Origin of the sequence: Actimicrobium sp. CCC2.4 (assembly GCF_034347385.1) — a bacterium.
Taxonomy (GTDB): Bacteria; Pseudomonadota; Gammaproteobacteria; order Burkholderiales; family Burkholderiaceae_D; genus Actimicrobium.
In genome coordinates, this window is record NZ_CP133777.1 from 1,771,530 (window position 1) to 1,784,445 (window position 12,916).

14 protein-coding genes and 1 tRNA gene are annotated in these 12,916 nt (G+C 58.3%); all 15 read left to right on the top strand.

Going from position 1 to position 12,916, the window contains the following annotated elements; genetic code table 11:
• The first annotated feature begins 167 nt into the window (after positions 1-167).
• The 15 genes from RHM62_RS08225 to RHM62_RS08295 all read left to right on the top strand — a co-directional run bounded on the left by RHM62_RS08225 (position 168) and on the right by RHM62_RS08295 (position 12,889).
• A complete protein-coding gene (locus RHM62_RS08225; RefSeq protein WP_322125022.1) occupies positions 168-662 on the top strand; it encodes a Dps family protein in 495 nt (164 codons plus the stop codon).
• A gap of 147 nt (positions 663-809) precedes the next feature.
• The gene (locus RHM62_RS08230; protein WP_322125023.1) at positions 810-1,556 is read left to right on the top strand and encodes an SIMPL domain-containing protein; all 747 of its coding nucleotides are present in this window, start codon (positions 810-812) and stop codon (positions 1,554-1,556) included.
• 102 nt (positions 1,557-1,658) lie between these two features.
• Positions 1,659-2,531 (top strand): CDP-diacylglycerol--serine O-phosphatidyltransferase, encoded by an 873-nt coding sequence (pssA, locus tag RHM62_RS08235; RefSeq protein ID WP_322125024.1) that lies wholly within the window; start codon positions 1,659-1,661, stop codon positions 2,529-2,531.
• Between the two features lie 89 nt (positions 2,532-2,620).
• Positions 2,621-3,100 carry a LysM peptidoglycan-binding domain-containing protein gene (locus RHM62_RS08240; RefSeq protein ID WP_322125025.1) on the top strand — a complete coding sequence of 160 codons (480 nt, stop codon included), beginning with the start codon at positions 2,621-2,623 and terminating at the stop codon, positions 3,098-3,100.
• 170 nt (positions 3,101-3,270) lie between these two features.
• Positions 3,271-4,815 (top strand): 2-isopropylmalate synthase, encoded by a 1,545-nt coding sequence (locus tag RHM62_RS08245; RefSeq protein ID WP_322125026.1) that lies wholly within the window; start codon positions 3,271-3,273, stop codon positions 4,813-4,815.
• Positions 4,816-4,951: 136 nt separating this feature from the next.
• A complete protein-coding gene (rpsO, locus tag RHM62_RS08250) occupies positions 4,952-5,221 on the top strand; it encodes a 30S ribosomal protein S15 (protein WP_009664417.1) in 270 nt (89 codons plus the stop codon).
• Positions 5,222-5,401: 180 nt separating this feature from the next.
• Positions 5,402-7,543, top strand: coding sequence for a polyribonucleotide nucleotidyltransferase (gene pnp, locus RHM62_RS08255; RefSeq protein WP_322125027.1), 2,142 nt, complete (start codon positions 5,402-5,404; stop codon positions 7,541-7,543).
• A gap of 120 nt (positions 7,544-7,663) precedes the next feature.
• The gene (locus RHM62_RS08260; protein WP_322125028.1) at positions 7,664-8,641 is read left to right on the top strand and encodes an NAD(P)H-quinone oxidoreductase; all 978 of its coding nucleotides are present in this window, start codon (positions 7,664-7,666) and stop codon (positions 8,639-8,641) included.
• A 54-nt stretch (positions 8,642-8,695) separates the two neighbouring features.
• Positions 8,696-9,454: a triose-phosphate isomerase gene (gene tpiA / locus RHM62_RS08265; RefSeq protein WP_322125029.1), complete on the top strand. Its 759-nt coding sequence runs from the start codon at positions 8,696-8,698 to the stop codon at positions 9,452-9,454.
• An 88-nt stretch (positions 9,455-9,542) separates the two neighbouring features.
• A complete protein-coding gene (gene secG, locus RHM62_RS08270; protein WP_322125030.1) occupies positions 9,543-9,920 on the top strand; it encodes a preprotein translocase subunit SecG in 378 nt (125 codons plus the stop codon).
• Positions 9,921-10,005: 85 nt separating this feature from the next.
• Positions 10,006-10,090 (top strand) — tRNA-Leu (locus tag RHM62_RS08275).
• Between the two features lie 105 nt (positions 10,091-10,195).
• The gene (locus RHM62_RS08280; RefSeq protein ID WP_009664422.1) at positions 10,196-10,555 is read left to right on the top strand and encodes an NADH-quinone oxidoreductase subunit A; all 360 of its coding nucleotides are present in this window, start codon (positions 10,196-10,198) and stop codon (positions 10,553-10,555) included.
• A 3-nt stretch (positions 10,556-10,558) separates the two neighbouring features.
• Complete coding sequence (locus RHM62_RS08285; RefSeq protein WP_322125031.1) at positions 10,559-11,035, top strand: NADH-quinone oxidoreductase subunit B family protein; 477 nt, start codon at positions 10,559-10,561, stop codon at positions 11,033-11,035.
• A gap of 4 nt (positions 11,036-11,039) precedes the next feature.
• A complete protein-coding gene (locus RHM62_RS08290; protein WP_322125032.1) occupies positions 11,040-11,636 on the top strand; it encodes an NADH-quinone oxidoreductase subunit C in 597 nt (198 codons plus the stop codon).
• Complete coding sequence (locus tag RHM62_RS08295; protein WP_009667947.1) at positions 11,636-12,889, top strand: NADH-quinone oxidoreductase subunit D; 1,254 nt, start codon at positions 11,636-11,638, stop codon at positions 12,887-12,889. Before RHM62_RS08290 ends, RHM62_RS08295 begins: the two co-directional genes overlap by 1 nt.
• Positions 12,890-12,916 lie beyond the last annotated feature (27 nt).

A 12,916-nucleotide genomic window follows, 5' to 3' on the forward strand; every position in this document is an offset into this window, starting at 1 on the left:
GCTGACCATGAACCGCGCTACGGCGCGGTTTTTTTGTCTGTCCGCTGTGTGAGCCGGCGCGCAGACAGGCTTTGATAGGGCGGGGTACTATCGGGTCAGTTTGGCGTTGTCGTGGCACGCTGCACATCGTCATGAATCCCTCTTTTCCCCATTTCAGGAGTTAATCAATGAGCGCAAAAAAAGTAGCCGTACCCACACTCGACTTCGGTATCAACGATAAGGACCGCGCCAAGATCGTCGATGGCTTGTCCCATCTGCTGGCCGATACCTACACGCTGTATCTGAAGACACATAATTTCCACTGGAACGTCACCGGGCCGATGTTCCAGACCCTGCACCTGATGTTCATGGGCATGTACACCGAACAGTGGGCCGCAGTGGATCTGGTGGCCGAGCGTATCCGTTCGATGGGCGAGCCGGCACCGGGCACCTATGAGCAGTTTGCTGCTCTGACCGTCATCAAGTCGAGCGTCGGTCTGCCAAAGGCGCAAGAGATGATCCGTGAACTGGTCGAAGGCCAGGAAGCCGTGGCACGTACCGCACGCGCCGTCTTCCCGATCGCCGAGAAAGCCAATGACCAGCCAACTTGTGACTTGCTGACCCAGCGCATGCAGATCCACGAAAAAAATGCATGGATGCTGCGCAGCCTGCTGGAAGAGTAATCGCCTGTTAGCGACCAATGGAAACCGTGCCCTGCACGGTTTTTTTTCGTGCTGCGCCGGTTCATTTGTAAGCAGGCGTCCCGCTGCAATGGAGTATCAAATTGCGGGCGTATAGTTTTGTCCTTACCTGATTTCTGGAGAATGACGATGTCGCAGCTGCGTAAAGCAATGTTGGGCCTGGCCCTGTCGGCCATGGCCATGAGCGTGCAGGCCCAGGCCGTCCTGCCCTCGGCAGGCACGCTGGTGCTGCTGCCGGCGCAAGGCGATGTCAAGCGCGCCAACGACCAGGCACTGGCCACGCTAACGATCGAAGAGCAGGACAAGGACAAGACCGTCGCCGCCTCCCGCGTGAACCTCAAAATGACGCAGGGTACCGCGATCGTCAAACGCACCGATCCGCAGGCCGTCCTGACGACACGCGGCTATTACACCTACGCGATCTATGCCGATGAGCCGCAGAAAGCCCCGGCGAAGTCGCGTCAGCCAGTCGGCTGGCGGGTCGGCCAGACCCTTGATGTCCTGACGACCAACCTCGCTGCCTTACCAAAGACCGTCGCGGCCGCGCAAGGCGTGCTGGCGCTTAACGGGCTGGTATTTTCGCTCAGTGACAAGGCGACACGCCAGCTCGATGACGAACGCATCGTCGCAGCAACCCGACACCTCACCGAACGCATCGCTTCAGTGGCGCGGGCAATGGGCCGCAATCCTGCCGATGCGGTCATCGAGAGCATGGATTTCGATGGTGCCGGTGCGATGACGTCAATGGAAAATGCACCGATGGCGATGAAGACGATGCGCGGCATGGCAGCCGACGTGGCAGTTGCCGAGCCAAGTTTCGAGCCGGGCGAAACGACACTGCACATGCAACTGATCGGCAAGATCCGGTTCAAGTAAGGATGCTTCGACTAAAATAGCGGCGCAGCGGCAGGCGCGGTTCCCCAAGAGGAGACGTGCCTGGCCACTCTTTACGCTGCTGTAAATCGAAACGGAATTCGCATGGCATCTTTCAATCGTCGCAAACCCAAGCGGGGTGGCTCATCGCTGGCCAAAATGCTGCGCTTCAAGCGTCCAACGTCCACCCCGCAACAGCAGGTCGATGCGGCCCACGTGCGCCAGTCGCTGCGTCGGCGCGGCGTCTACCTGCTACCTAATGCCTTCACGACCGCTGCGTTGTTCTGCGGCTTCTACGCCATCGTGATGGCGATGAACCAGAACTTCGAGAACGCCGCGATTGCGATCTTCGCCGCGATGATCCTCGACAGCATCGACGGTCGCGTCGCGCGCATGACCAATACCCAGAGCGAATTCGGCGCGCAGTACGACAGCCTTTCCGACATGGTGTCGTTCGGTGCGGCGCCGGCGCTGGTGGTCTACGAATGGTCCTTGCGCGGCATGGGCAAGCTCGGCTGGCTGGCGGCATTCGTCTATTGCGCAGGCGGTGCGTTGCGTCTGGCACGCTTCAATACCAACATTGCGGTAGTCGACAAGCGTTACTTTCAGGGCTTGCCCAGCCCGGCCGCGGCGGCCATGGTGGCCGGTTTTGTCTGGCTCATGGACGACCTCGGTTTCGCTGGCCCCGACCTGTCCTGGTTCGCCTGGGCCATTACTTTGTATGGCGGTTTGACGATGGTCAGCAACGTGCCGTTCTACAGTTTCAAGGACATCCATTTCCGTAAGTCGGTGCCGTTCATCGTCGCGTTCCTGATCATGCTGGGGATGGTCGCGGTGTCGAGTGATCCGCCGAAATGGCTGTTCGGTCTGTTCGTGTCGTACGGCTTGTCGGGGTACGTGGTGTATTTCTGGCGGCTGTTCAAGGGCAAGCCTGTCAGCATTGTCGATACCAGCACCGACCCGCTCGATCGCAAATAAACTTCACCGGTTCTTGTTCGTGATCAGGTTATGCAGGAGCGGGACCGCTAGCCTTTGACGCTGATGAACGCTTCATGACGGAGCCTTCCATGCGCCTGATTTCATTTCGCGGTGACGCCGGCGAGCAGCTGGTGGACCCGGCCAGTGCTGCGGTTGCCATGCAGGATGACTTCCACCGGCTGGAGCGGGAGGTGGAACAGGCGTTGATCGATCTTCTGCAGCGCCGGCAGCTAGCGTCAGCCGGTCTGGTCGTTGCCTTCGACGCGGGAACCGCAACCGTGACCCTGGCAGGTCCGGTTGCCGACCAGATCCTGCGCGAAAAAATAATCCTCAGCTGCGGCAATGTGCAAGGTGTTTGTCAAGTGGTCGACCTGCTCGATGCGCCGCTATCGATGCGCACGCGGCGCTCCCGGCTTTACACGGTCCAGGCCGGCGATACCTTGGCCTCGATTGCGGTCTGCGTGTACGGCGATGCCAGTCAATACCGGCGCATTTTCGAGGCCAACCAGCCGATGCTGTCCGACCCCGCACAGGTCTATCCCGGATTGACGTTGCGCCTGCCGGCCTGATCAAGGCGTTGCGCTTTCATTCGATCCGACTTATAGTTTTTCTCCGGTAAGGGCGGGGTCGATGGCCCTCGCTGCACATCATTGAGCCCATACACAGTCTGCTGCCGTGACAGGCGATAATGCTGGCACGCTAGTTCAGTCAGTCCCATCTACGTTTCAGGGAGTCCCGCATGTCCGCATCAAACAAGCTCATCATTTTCGACACCACGCTGCGCGACGGCGAACAGTCTCCCGGCGCATCGATGACCAAAGATGAAAAAATCCGTATCGCGCGGCAACTCGAACGGCTCAAGGTCGATGTCATCGAAGCCGGTTTTGCGGCCGCCTCCCAGGGCGATTTTGAATCCATCCATGCCATCGCCGGCATCATCAAGGACGCCACCGTCTGTTCGTTGTCGCGTGCCAATGACCGCGATATTTCCCGTGCCGCCGAAGCGCTGGCACCGGCACAGCGCAAGCGCATCCACACCTTCATTGCGACCTCGCCGCTGCACATGGAAAAGAAATTGCGGATGACGCCGGATCAGGTCTTCGAACAGGCCACGCATGCCGTGCGCTTTGCCCGCAACTTTACCGATGACGTTGAATTCAGTCCCGAAGACGGTAGCCGTTCCGATGTCGACTTTCTGTGCCGCGTGATCGAATCGGTCATCAAGGAAGGTGCCACCACGATCAACTTCGCCGACACCGTCGGCTATGGCGTGCCCGAACTGTACGGCCAGATGCTGCGCACCTTGCGCGAACGGATTCCAAACTCGGACAAGGCAGTCTGGTCAGTGCACTGCCACAACGACCTCGGCATGGCAGTAGCCAACTCGCTGGCCGGCGTGATGGTCGGCGGTGCCCGCCAGATCGAATGCACGATCAATGGCCTTGGCGAGCGCGCCGGCAATACGGCGCTCGAAGAAGTCGTGATGGCGCTGCGTACCCGGCATGATCACTTCAAGCTCGACGTCGGTATCGACATCAGCCAGATCGTGGCAACCTCGCGGCTGGTCTCGCAGATCACCGGGTTTGCGGTACAGCCGAACAAATCGGTGGTGGGTGCGAATGCATTCGCACATGCCTCCGGCATTCATCAGGACGGTGTGCTTAAGGCGCGCGATACCTACGAGATCATGCGTGCCGAAGATGTCGGTTGGGCTGCCAATAAGATCGTGCTGGGCAAGCTGTCAGGTCGCAACGCGTTCAAGCAGCGACTCGAAGAGCTCGGTATTGCGCTGGGATCCGAAGGCGAAGTCAACGCCGCCTTCGCCCGCTTCAAGGAACTGGCCGACCGCAAATCCGAGATTTTCGACGAGGACATCATGGCACTGGTGTCGGATGAAGCGCAGTCGCACGAGAACGAGCACTACCAGTTCGTGTCGCTGTCACAGCATTCCGAAACCGGCGAAAAGCCGAGCGCAAAAGTCGTTTTTTCGATCGCCGGCAAGGAAGCCAGTTGCACCGGCGAAGGGAACGGTCCGGTCGATGCCATCGTCAATGCCATTGAATCGAAGACCGCCAGCGGTGCCGAGCTGCTGCTGTTTTCGGTGAATGCGATCACGACCGGTACGCAGTCGCAAGGCGAAGTCACGATGCGCCTGTCGAAGGCGGGTCGCATTGTCAATGGCGTCGGTGCTGATCTCGACATCGTCGTGGCGTCGGCCAAGGCGTATTTGTCAGCGCTTAACAAGCTGCACTCGAAGGTCGAAAAGCTCAACCCGCAGCTGTAAAAAGAGCCATCCAACCTTTGAACTGCCTGCGGCTTTGCTGTACACTGCGACACCGGTCATTTTGGCCGGTTCGTTAATCGTAGTTCACGGTGTCTGGGGTGACAACTCCGCTCACCGCCTGTGAAAGGTAACACTCATGTCGATGGAAAAATCCAGCAAAGCCGCCATCATTGCGGACAATGCGCGCGGTCTGAACGATACCGGCTCCCCGGAAGTGCAAGTTGCACTGCTGACAGCCCGTATCAATGAACTCAATGGTCACTTCAAGGCGCACGCCAAGGATCACCATTCACGCCGTGGTTTGATCATGATGGTCAATCGTCGCAAAAGCCTGCTGTCCTACCTCAAGGGTAAAGACGCGACGCGCTATCGTTCACTGATCGAAAAACTCGGTCTGCGTAAGTAATCAGGGAATTGCATTTCTTCCCCGCTTACTGATCGCTGAAATGCCCGCATCGGCTCTGTCGATGCGGGCATTTTGTTTTTGAAGAATTCAGCAAGTTTGCAATAAGCCAGACGCTCTCTGGTGGTGGTGAGGTGAACGACAGCTCCTGAAAATCTGTCGGCAAAATAGAAAGGAATCACCGTGTTCAATAAAGTAACCAAGACTTTCCAGTATGGCCAGCATCAAGTGACGCTGGAGACCGGCGAGATCGCCCGTCAGGCTTCAGGTGCCGTCCTGGTCTCGATCGAAGATACCGTCGTGCTCGCGACCGTGGTCGCCCGCAAGGATGCGAAGCCAGGTCAGGACTTCTTTCCGCTGACCGTCGACTACGTCGAAAAAACCTATGCTGCCGGTCGTATCCCGGGCGGTTTCTTCAAGCGCGAAGGCCGTCCTTCCGAAAAAGAAACCCTGACATCGCGCCTGATCGACCGTCCGGTCCGTCCGCTGTTCCCTGAAGGCTACATGAATGAAGTACAGATCATCATTCATGTGTTGTCAGTCAATCCTGAAATCGATCCTGACATCGCAGCGATGATCGGTGCATCGGCCGCCTTGTCGGTCTCCGGCGTGCCATTCAGCGGCCCGGTCGGCGCGGCGCGCGTTGGCTACATCAACGGCCAGTACGTGCTCAACCCGACCACGACCCAGCTGAAATCATCGGACCTCGACCTCGTCGTTGCCGGCACCGAAGCGGCCGTCCTGATGGTCGAATCGGAAGCCAAGCAGCTGTCCGAAGAAGTCATGCTCGGCGCCGTCGTGTTCGGTCACGAGCAAATGAAAGCCGTCATCGATGCGATCCATGAACTGGTGCGCGACGGTGGCAAGCCGGAAATCGAATGGGCACCTGCTGCCAAAAATGAAGCGCTGATTTCGCGCGTCGCCCATTTCGGCGAAGCCAAGCTGCGTGATGCCTACCAGACCAAAGACAAGCAAGCCCGTACTGCCAAGCTGAAGACGGCCACATCGGAAGTGATGGACGCGTTGAAGGCAGAAGCCGCCTCGATCGCTGGCGTTGCACCGGACAGCGCCGATGTCAACAACATCCTGTTCGACCTCGAAGCGAAGATCGTCCGTTCGCAGATCCTTGAAGGCGAGCCGCGCATCGACGGTCGCGATACCCGCACCGTGCGTCCGATCTCGATTCGTACCGGCGTGCTGCCACGCACCCACGGTTCGGCCCTGTTCACCCGCGGCGAAACGCAAGCGCTGGTTATCGCCACGCTGGGCACCGCCCGTGACGAACAGAAGATCGATGCGCTGATGGGTGAGTACAGCGATCGCTTCATGCTTCATTACAATATGCCTCCGTTCGCCACCGGCGAAACCGGCCGCGTCGGTACCCCGAAGCGTCGTGAAATCGGTCACGGTCGTCTGGCCAAGCGCGCGTTGCTGGCAGCACTGCCACCGGTCGAAGAATTCAGCTATTCGGTGCGTCTGGTGTCGGAAATCACCGAGTCCAACGGTTCGTCATCGATGGCGTCGGTCTGCGGCGGTTGCCTGGCACTGATGGATGCGGGCGTGCCGATGCAAGCACACGTTGCCGGTATCGCGATGGGCCTGATCAAGGATGGCGGCAAGTTCGCGGTTCTGACCGACATCCTCGGCGACGAAGATCACCTCGGCGACATGGACTTCAAGGTAGCCGGTACCGCCAAGGGTATTACTGCGCTGCAGATGGACATCAAGATCCAGGGCATCACCAAGGAAATCATGCAAGTCGCATTGGCGCAGGCCAAAGAAGGCCGCATGCACATCCTCGACAAGATGCAGGAAGCCGTCCCGATCGGTCATACCGAACTGTCGGATTTCGCACCGCGCCTGATCACGATCAAGATCAACCCGGAAAAAATCCGTGACGTCATCGGCAAGGGCGGCGCAGTCATTCGCGCGCTGACCGAAGAGACCGGCACCCAGATCGACATCAGCGATGAAGGCGTCGTCACGATCGCTTCCGTCGATGCCACCGCCGGCCTCGAAGCCAAGCGCCGCATCGAAGAACTGACCGCGTCGGTCGAAGTTGGCAAGATCTACGAAGGCACGGTCCTGAAACTGCTCGACTTCGGCGCAATCGTCCAGGTCATGCCAGGCAAAGATGGTTTGCTGCACATCAGCCAGATCGCCAACGAGCGCGTCAATGCGGTCGCTGACTACCTGAAAGAAGGCCAGCAAGTGCGCGTCAAGGTTCTCGAAACCGATGACCGCGGCCGTCTTAAACTGTCGATGAAAGCAGCCGCCAGCGAAGAAGGAGCCGCCGCTCCGGTGGCAGCGCCGGCAGCAGAATAAGCCAGTTATTTCCGGCTCTTGAAAACCGTCCGTGGCGCAAGCTGCGGGCGGTTTTTTTTTGTCGATGCCTCTGTAAGACTCGCACCGTACAATGCCATTTTTGTCACGAAAGACGATCCCATGCGCGCAATCGAAATTACCCGGTTCGGTGGACCGGAAGTACTCCAGCTTTGCGAACGGCCGATACCGGTACCGAAGAGTGGCGAAGTGCTGATCCGGGTGCATGCGGCGGGGATCAATCGCCCCGATGTCTTCCAGCGTACCGGCAACTATCCGGTACCGCCGGGGGCATCGGATTTGCCGGGTCTTGAAGTCGCCGGCGAAATTGTTGGCGGTGACCTCACCGGCCAGCCATTCCTGCAGGGTGACCTCGTTTGTGCACTGGTGCAGGGCGGCGGCTATGCCGAGTATTGCGTCGCACCGGTCGGCCAATGCCTGCCGGTGCCACTGGGATTGAGTGCCCTCGAAGCGGCGTCGCTGCCGGAGACTTTTTTTACGGTCTGGAGCAATGTGTTCGATCGGGCGCACTTGTCGGGCAAAGAAACCTTGCTGGTGCAGGGCGGCACATCCGGCATCGGCGTGACCGCCATCCAGATGGCGGTGGCACTGGGTCACCGCGTATTTGCGACCGCCGGCTCGGACGAAAAATGCCGGGCGTGCGAAGCGCTGGGCGCCGAGTTGGGGATTAACTATCGCACACAGGATTTCGCGGCCATCATCAAGGACAAGACCGCCGGCAAAGGCGTCGACGTGATTCTCGACATGGTCGGCGGCGACTACCTGCCGCGCGAAATCAATTGTCTGGCCGATGACGGTCGCATTGCGCTGATCGCCTTGCTCGGCGGCGCCAAGGCTGAAGTCGATCTGGGTCAGGTCCTGCGGCGCCGGCTCACCATTTCCGGCTCGACATTACGCCCGCGCCCGCTGGCATTCAAGGCCGCTGTCGCCCACCATTTGCTCAACACGGTATGGCCGCTGTTTGCGCAAAAAAGAATCAAACCGGTGATCTTCCGCAGCTTCCCGCTGGAGCAGGCCGCAGATGCGCATACGCTGATGGAATCGAGTACGCATATCGGCAAGATCATGCTCCAGGTTTGACCCGTGACAGCTCGTGAGGATAGAATGGCGGGTTATTAAAATCGGGGTTCACTTATGCGTCGCAAGCTCGTTGCCGGCAACTGGAAAATGAATGGCAATCTCGCTGCCAACAGCGCGTTGCTCTATGAGCTGGTCGCTGCTATCGGTCATGCCGCACCCTGCGATATTGCTGTCTGTGTTCCCGCGCCTTACCTTGCTTTGTGCCAGCAGCAACTGACCAACACCGCCATTGCCTGGGGTGGTCAGGACCTGTCGGCGCACGAAGCCGGTGCCTACACCGGCGAAGTATCGGCGACGATGCTGACCGATTTCCGTAGTCATTACGTGGTGGTCGGTCATTCGGAGCGGCGTGCGATGCACGGCGAAAATAATGCACTGGTCGCCCAGAAAACCGTGCGTGCCTTGCGTGCTGGTCTGGTCCCCATCGTCTGTGTCGGCGAAACTCTATCCGAGCGCGAAGCCGGCCGGACCATGCAGGTAGTCGGCGATCAACTCAATGCGGTACTGGCCTTGCTGGAACCGGCCGACCTGACCCGCATCGTCGTGGCTTACGAGCCCGTCTGGGCCATCGGTACCGGCAAGACCGCCACGCCGGACATGGCGCAGGAAGTCCATGCCGGCCTGCGCCAATTGCTCGCCGCGCAGGATGCGCTTGCCGCTGCAGGCATCTGCATTTTGTACGGTGGCAGCATGAAGCCGGACAATGCCCGCGAGCTGATGGCGATGGCCGATATCGATGGTGGTCTCATCGGTGGAGCCGCACTGAAGTCGGCCGATTTCCTGGCCATCATCGCAGCCAGCAGCAACCACTAAAAAATAATCAACAACCCGTTCCGCTGCTTTTGCAGCGCTCATCAACACAGTACGACAACCGCACACCACCTGAATTGGAAACCTAGTAATGAACACAGCTCTCACCATCATCGTCGTCATCCAGGTCGTCACTGCGCTGACCATTATCGGACTTGTGCTGATGCAGCATGGAAAGGGTGCCGACATGGGTGCCGCGTTCGGTTCGGGTGCCTCGGGCAGCCTGTTTGGCGCGACCGGATCCTCGAACTTTCTTTCCAAAATGACCGGTGTTGCTGCTGCCGTATTTTTCGGCTCGACATTGGCGCTGGCGTATTTGGGTACGGGGCGTACCGTCTCGACAGGCAGCGTTACCGATACGATGACGACCGCACCGGCCGCTGCAATACCTGGCACCCCGGCTGCACCGGTTGCACCTGCTCCAGCGCCGGCAACGCCGGCTGGTCAATCAGGACAGATTCCAAAATAAGTTAAAAAAAGTCCGTTTCTCTCTCTGATAGATGCATTTGTGCATTGAACAAAAAGGGTAAATGCAGTTAGAATACGGGCCTCACGCCGACGTGGTGAAATTGGTAGACACGCTATCTTGAGGGGGTAGTGGCGAAAGCTGTGCGAGTTCGAGTCTCGCCGTCGGCACCAAACGAAAAAGAAGCCAGCGAGGTACAATACCGAGCTGGCTTTTTAACGAGGGACGCAACAAATTCCTCGGAATCAGTTTAACTTTTCAACCTGATTGCGCGAATCGTGAACCTCGAAACATACTTCCCTGTACTACTCTTCATCCTGGTCGGCATCGGTGTCGGTGTCGTCCCTCAATTACTTGGTCGCGTGCTCGCACCATTCAAACCTGACTCCCAGAAAAACTCACCTTACGAATGCGGCTTCGAAGCCTTCGAAGATGCGCGAATGAAGTTCGACGTTCGCTATTATCTGGTCGCCATCCTCTTCATTTTGTTCGATCTTGAAACGGCATTTTTCTTCCCGTGGGGCGTTGCCATGCGTGACCTTGGCTGGGCCGGATTCGTCACGATGCTGGTGTTCATCGCCGAGTTCGCAGTCGGGTTCTGGTACATCTGGAAGAAAGGTGCCCTTGACTGGGAATAAATCATGGCAATAGAAGGCGTACTAAACGAAGGTTTTGTCACCACCACGGCTGACAAATTAATCAACTGGACCCGCACCGGATCGATGTGGCCAATGACATTCGGCCTGGCGTGTTGCGCGGTCGAGATGATGCATGCCGGGGCGTCGCGCTACGACATGGACCGCTTCGGTGTCGTATTCCGCCCATCTCCGCGTCAGTCCGACGTGATGATCGTGGCCGGCACACTGTGCAACAAGATGGCGCCGGCATTGCGTAAGGTATACGACCAGATGGCCGAGCCGCGCTGGGTGATTTCGATGGGCTCGTGCGCCAATGGCGGCGGCTACTATCACTACTCGTACTCGGTCGTGCGCGGTTGCGACCGCATCGTCCCGGTCGATATCTACGTGCCGGGTTGCCCGCCGACAGCCGAGGCGCTGTTGTACGGCATCATGCAATTGCAAAACAAAATCAAGCGTACCAATACGATCGCCCGATAAGCCGATGACAACCAAACTCGATAACCTCCAAGCCGCGCTGCACAGTGCGCTGGGCGATCACATCGTCAGTCTGACCAACGCGCTTGGTGAAATAACGCTCGTCATCAAGAGTAGCAACTACCTGTCAGCGATGCGCGTACTGCGGGACCATCCGGATACACGATTCGAGCAATTGCTGGATCTCGCCGGTGTCGACTTTTCGACCTACGGTGACGGTGCCTGGGACGGTCGTCGCTTTGCAGTGGTTTCGCACCTGCTGTCACTGACGCACAACTGGCGTGTCCGCGTACGCGTGTTCGCCAGTGATGACGAAGTGCCGGTGGTGGCGTCGCTCATTGACATCTGGTCGACTGCCAACTGGTACGAGCGCGAAGCGTTCGACTTCTTCGGCATCCTGTTCGAAGGCCATGACGACTTGCGCCGCATCCTCACCGACTATGGCTTCATTGGCCATCCGTTCCGCAAGGATTTCCCGGTCTCCGGCTATGTCGAGATGCGCTACGATCCGGAACAAAAACGGGTGATCTACCAACCGGTCACCATTGAGCCGCGCGAGGTAGTGCCACGCGTGATTCGCGAAGAACAATACGGAATCAAATAATGGCTGAGATTAAAAACTACACGCTCAATTTCGGGCCGCAGCATCCTGCTGCACATGGCGTGTTGCGCCTGGTGCTGGAGCTCGACGGTGAAGTCATCCAGCGCGCCGATCCGCATATCGGTCTGCTGCACCGTGCCACCGAAAAACTCGCGGAACAAAAAACCTACCTGCAATCAGTGCCGTACATGGACAGGCTCGACTACGTGTCGATGATGTGCAACGAGCACGGCTACGTGATGTCCATCGAGAAGTTGCTCGGTCTGGAAGTGCCGCTGCGGGCCCAGTACATCCGCGTGATGTTCGACGAAATCACGCGCCTGCTGAACCATCTGTTGTGGCTGGGTGCGCATGCGCTCGACGTCGGCGCAATGGGCGTGTTCCTGTACGCATTCCGTGAACGCGAAGACCTGATGGACTGCTATGAAGCGGTCTCTGGCGCGCGCTTGCATGCCGCGTATTACCGTCCGGGTGGCGTCTACCGCGATTTGCCGGAAGTGATGCCGAAGTACAGTGCATCGATCCTGCGCAACGCCAAGGCGATCGGCCAGCTCAATGAAAACCGCCAGGGTTCGTTGCTCGACTTCATCGAGGATTTCACGAACCGTTTCCCGCGCTATGTCGACGAGTATGAAACCTTACTGACCGATAACCGGATCTGGAAACAGCGTCTGGTCGGTGTCGGCGTGGTCTCGCCGGAGCGGGCTCTGGCCATGGGCTTTACCGGCCCGATGTTGCGCGGTTCCGGCATCGAATGGGATCTGCGCAAGAAGCAGCCGTACGAAGTCTATGACTTGCTCGACTTCGATATTCCGGTGGGTGTCAACGGTGATTGCTACGATCGTTATCTGGTGCGTGTCGAAGAGATGCGCCAGTCCAACAAGATCATCAAGCAATGCGTCGAATGGCTGCGCAACAATCCGGGTCCGGTGATGACTGACAACCACAAGGTGGCACCGCCATCGCGCGTGAACATGAAGTCGAACATGGAAGAACTGATCCATCACTTCAAGCTGTTCACTGAAGGTTTCCACGTGCCACCGGGCGAAGCCTATGCCGCGGTCGAGCATCCGAAAGGCGAGTTCGGCGTGTATCTGATTTCGGACGGGGCCAACAAGCCATACCGCCTGAAAATCCGCGCACCGGGATTCGCTCATCTGCAAGGTTTGAACGAAATGGCCAAGGGCCACATGATTGCCGATGCTGTCACCATCATCGGTACGCAAGACATTGTCTTTGGTGAAATTGATCGCTGATTCGCGATAGGTTATTGAGGCACATAG

What these genes read in the sequence shown, in the direction of transcription:
- RHM62_RS08260 (WP_322125028.1), top strand. Translation starts at nt 7,664, where the DNA reads ATGCGCGCAATCGAAATTACCCGGTTCGGTGGACCGGAAGTACTCCAG.
- RHM62_RS08230 (WP_322125023.1), top strand. Translation starts at nt 810, where the DNA reads ATGTCGCAGCTGCGTAAAGCAATGTTGGGCCTGGCCCTGTCGGCCATG.
- RHM62_RS08290 (WP_322125032.1), top strand. Translation starts at nt 11,040, where the DNA reads ATGACAACCAAACTCGATAACCTCCAAGCCGCGCTGCACAGTGCGCTG.
- RHM62_RS08285 (WP_322125031.1), top strand. Translation starts at nt 10,559, where the DNA reads ATGGCAATAGAAGGCGTACTAAACGAAGGTTTTGTCACCACCACGGCT.
- RHM62_RS08295 (WP_009667947.1), top strand. Translation starts at nt 11,636, where the DNA reads ATGGCTGAGATTAAAAACTACACGCTCAATTTCGGGCCGCAGCATCCT.
- RHM62_RS08240 (WP_322125025.1), top strand. Translation starts at nt 2,621, where the DNA reads ATGCGCCTGATTTCATTTCGCGGTGACGCCGGCGAGCAGCTGGTGGAC.
- secG (WP_322125030.1), top strand. Translation starts at nt 9,543, where the DNA reads ATGAACACAGCTCTCACCATCATCGTCGTCATCCAGGTCGTCACTGCG.
- rpsO (WP_009664417.1), top strand. Translation starts at nt 4,952, where the DNA reads ATGTCGATGGAAAAATCCAGCAAAGCCGCCATCATTGCGGACAATGCG.
- RHM62_RS08245 (WP_322125026.1), top strand. Translation starts at nt 3,271, where the DNA reads ATGTCCGCATCAAACAAGCTCATCATTTTCGACACCACGCTGCGCGAC.
- tpiA (WP_322125029.1), top strand. Translation starts at nt 8,696, where the DNA reads ATGCGTCGCAAGCTCGTTGCCGGCAACTGGAAAATGAATGGCAATCTC.
- pssA (WP_322125024.1), top strand. Translation starts at nt 1,659, where the DNA reads ATGGCATCTTTCAATCGTCGCAAACCCAAGCGGGGTGGCTCATCGCTG.
- RHM62_RS08225 (WP_322125022.1), top strand. Translation starts at nt 168, where the DNA reads ATGAGCGCAAAAAAAGTAGCCGTACCCACACTCGACTTCGGTATCAAC.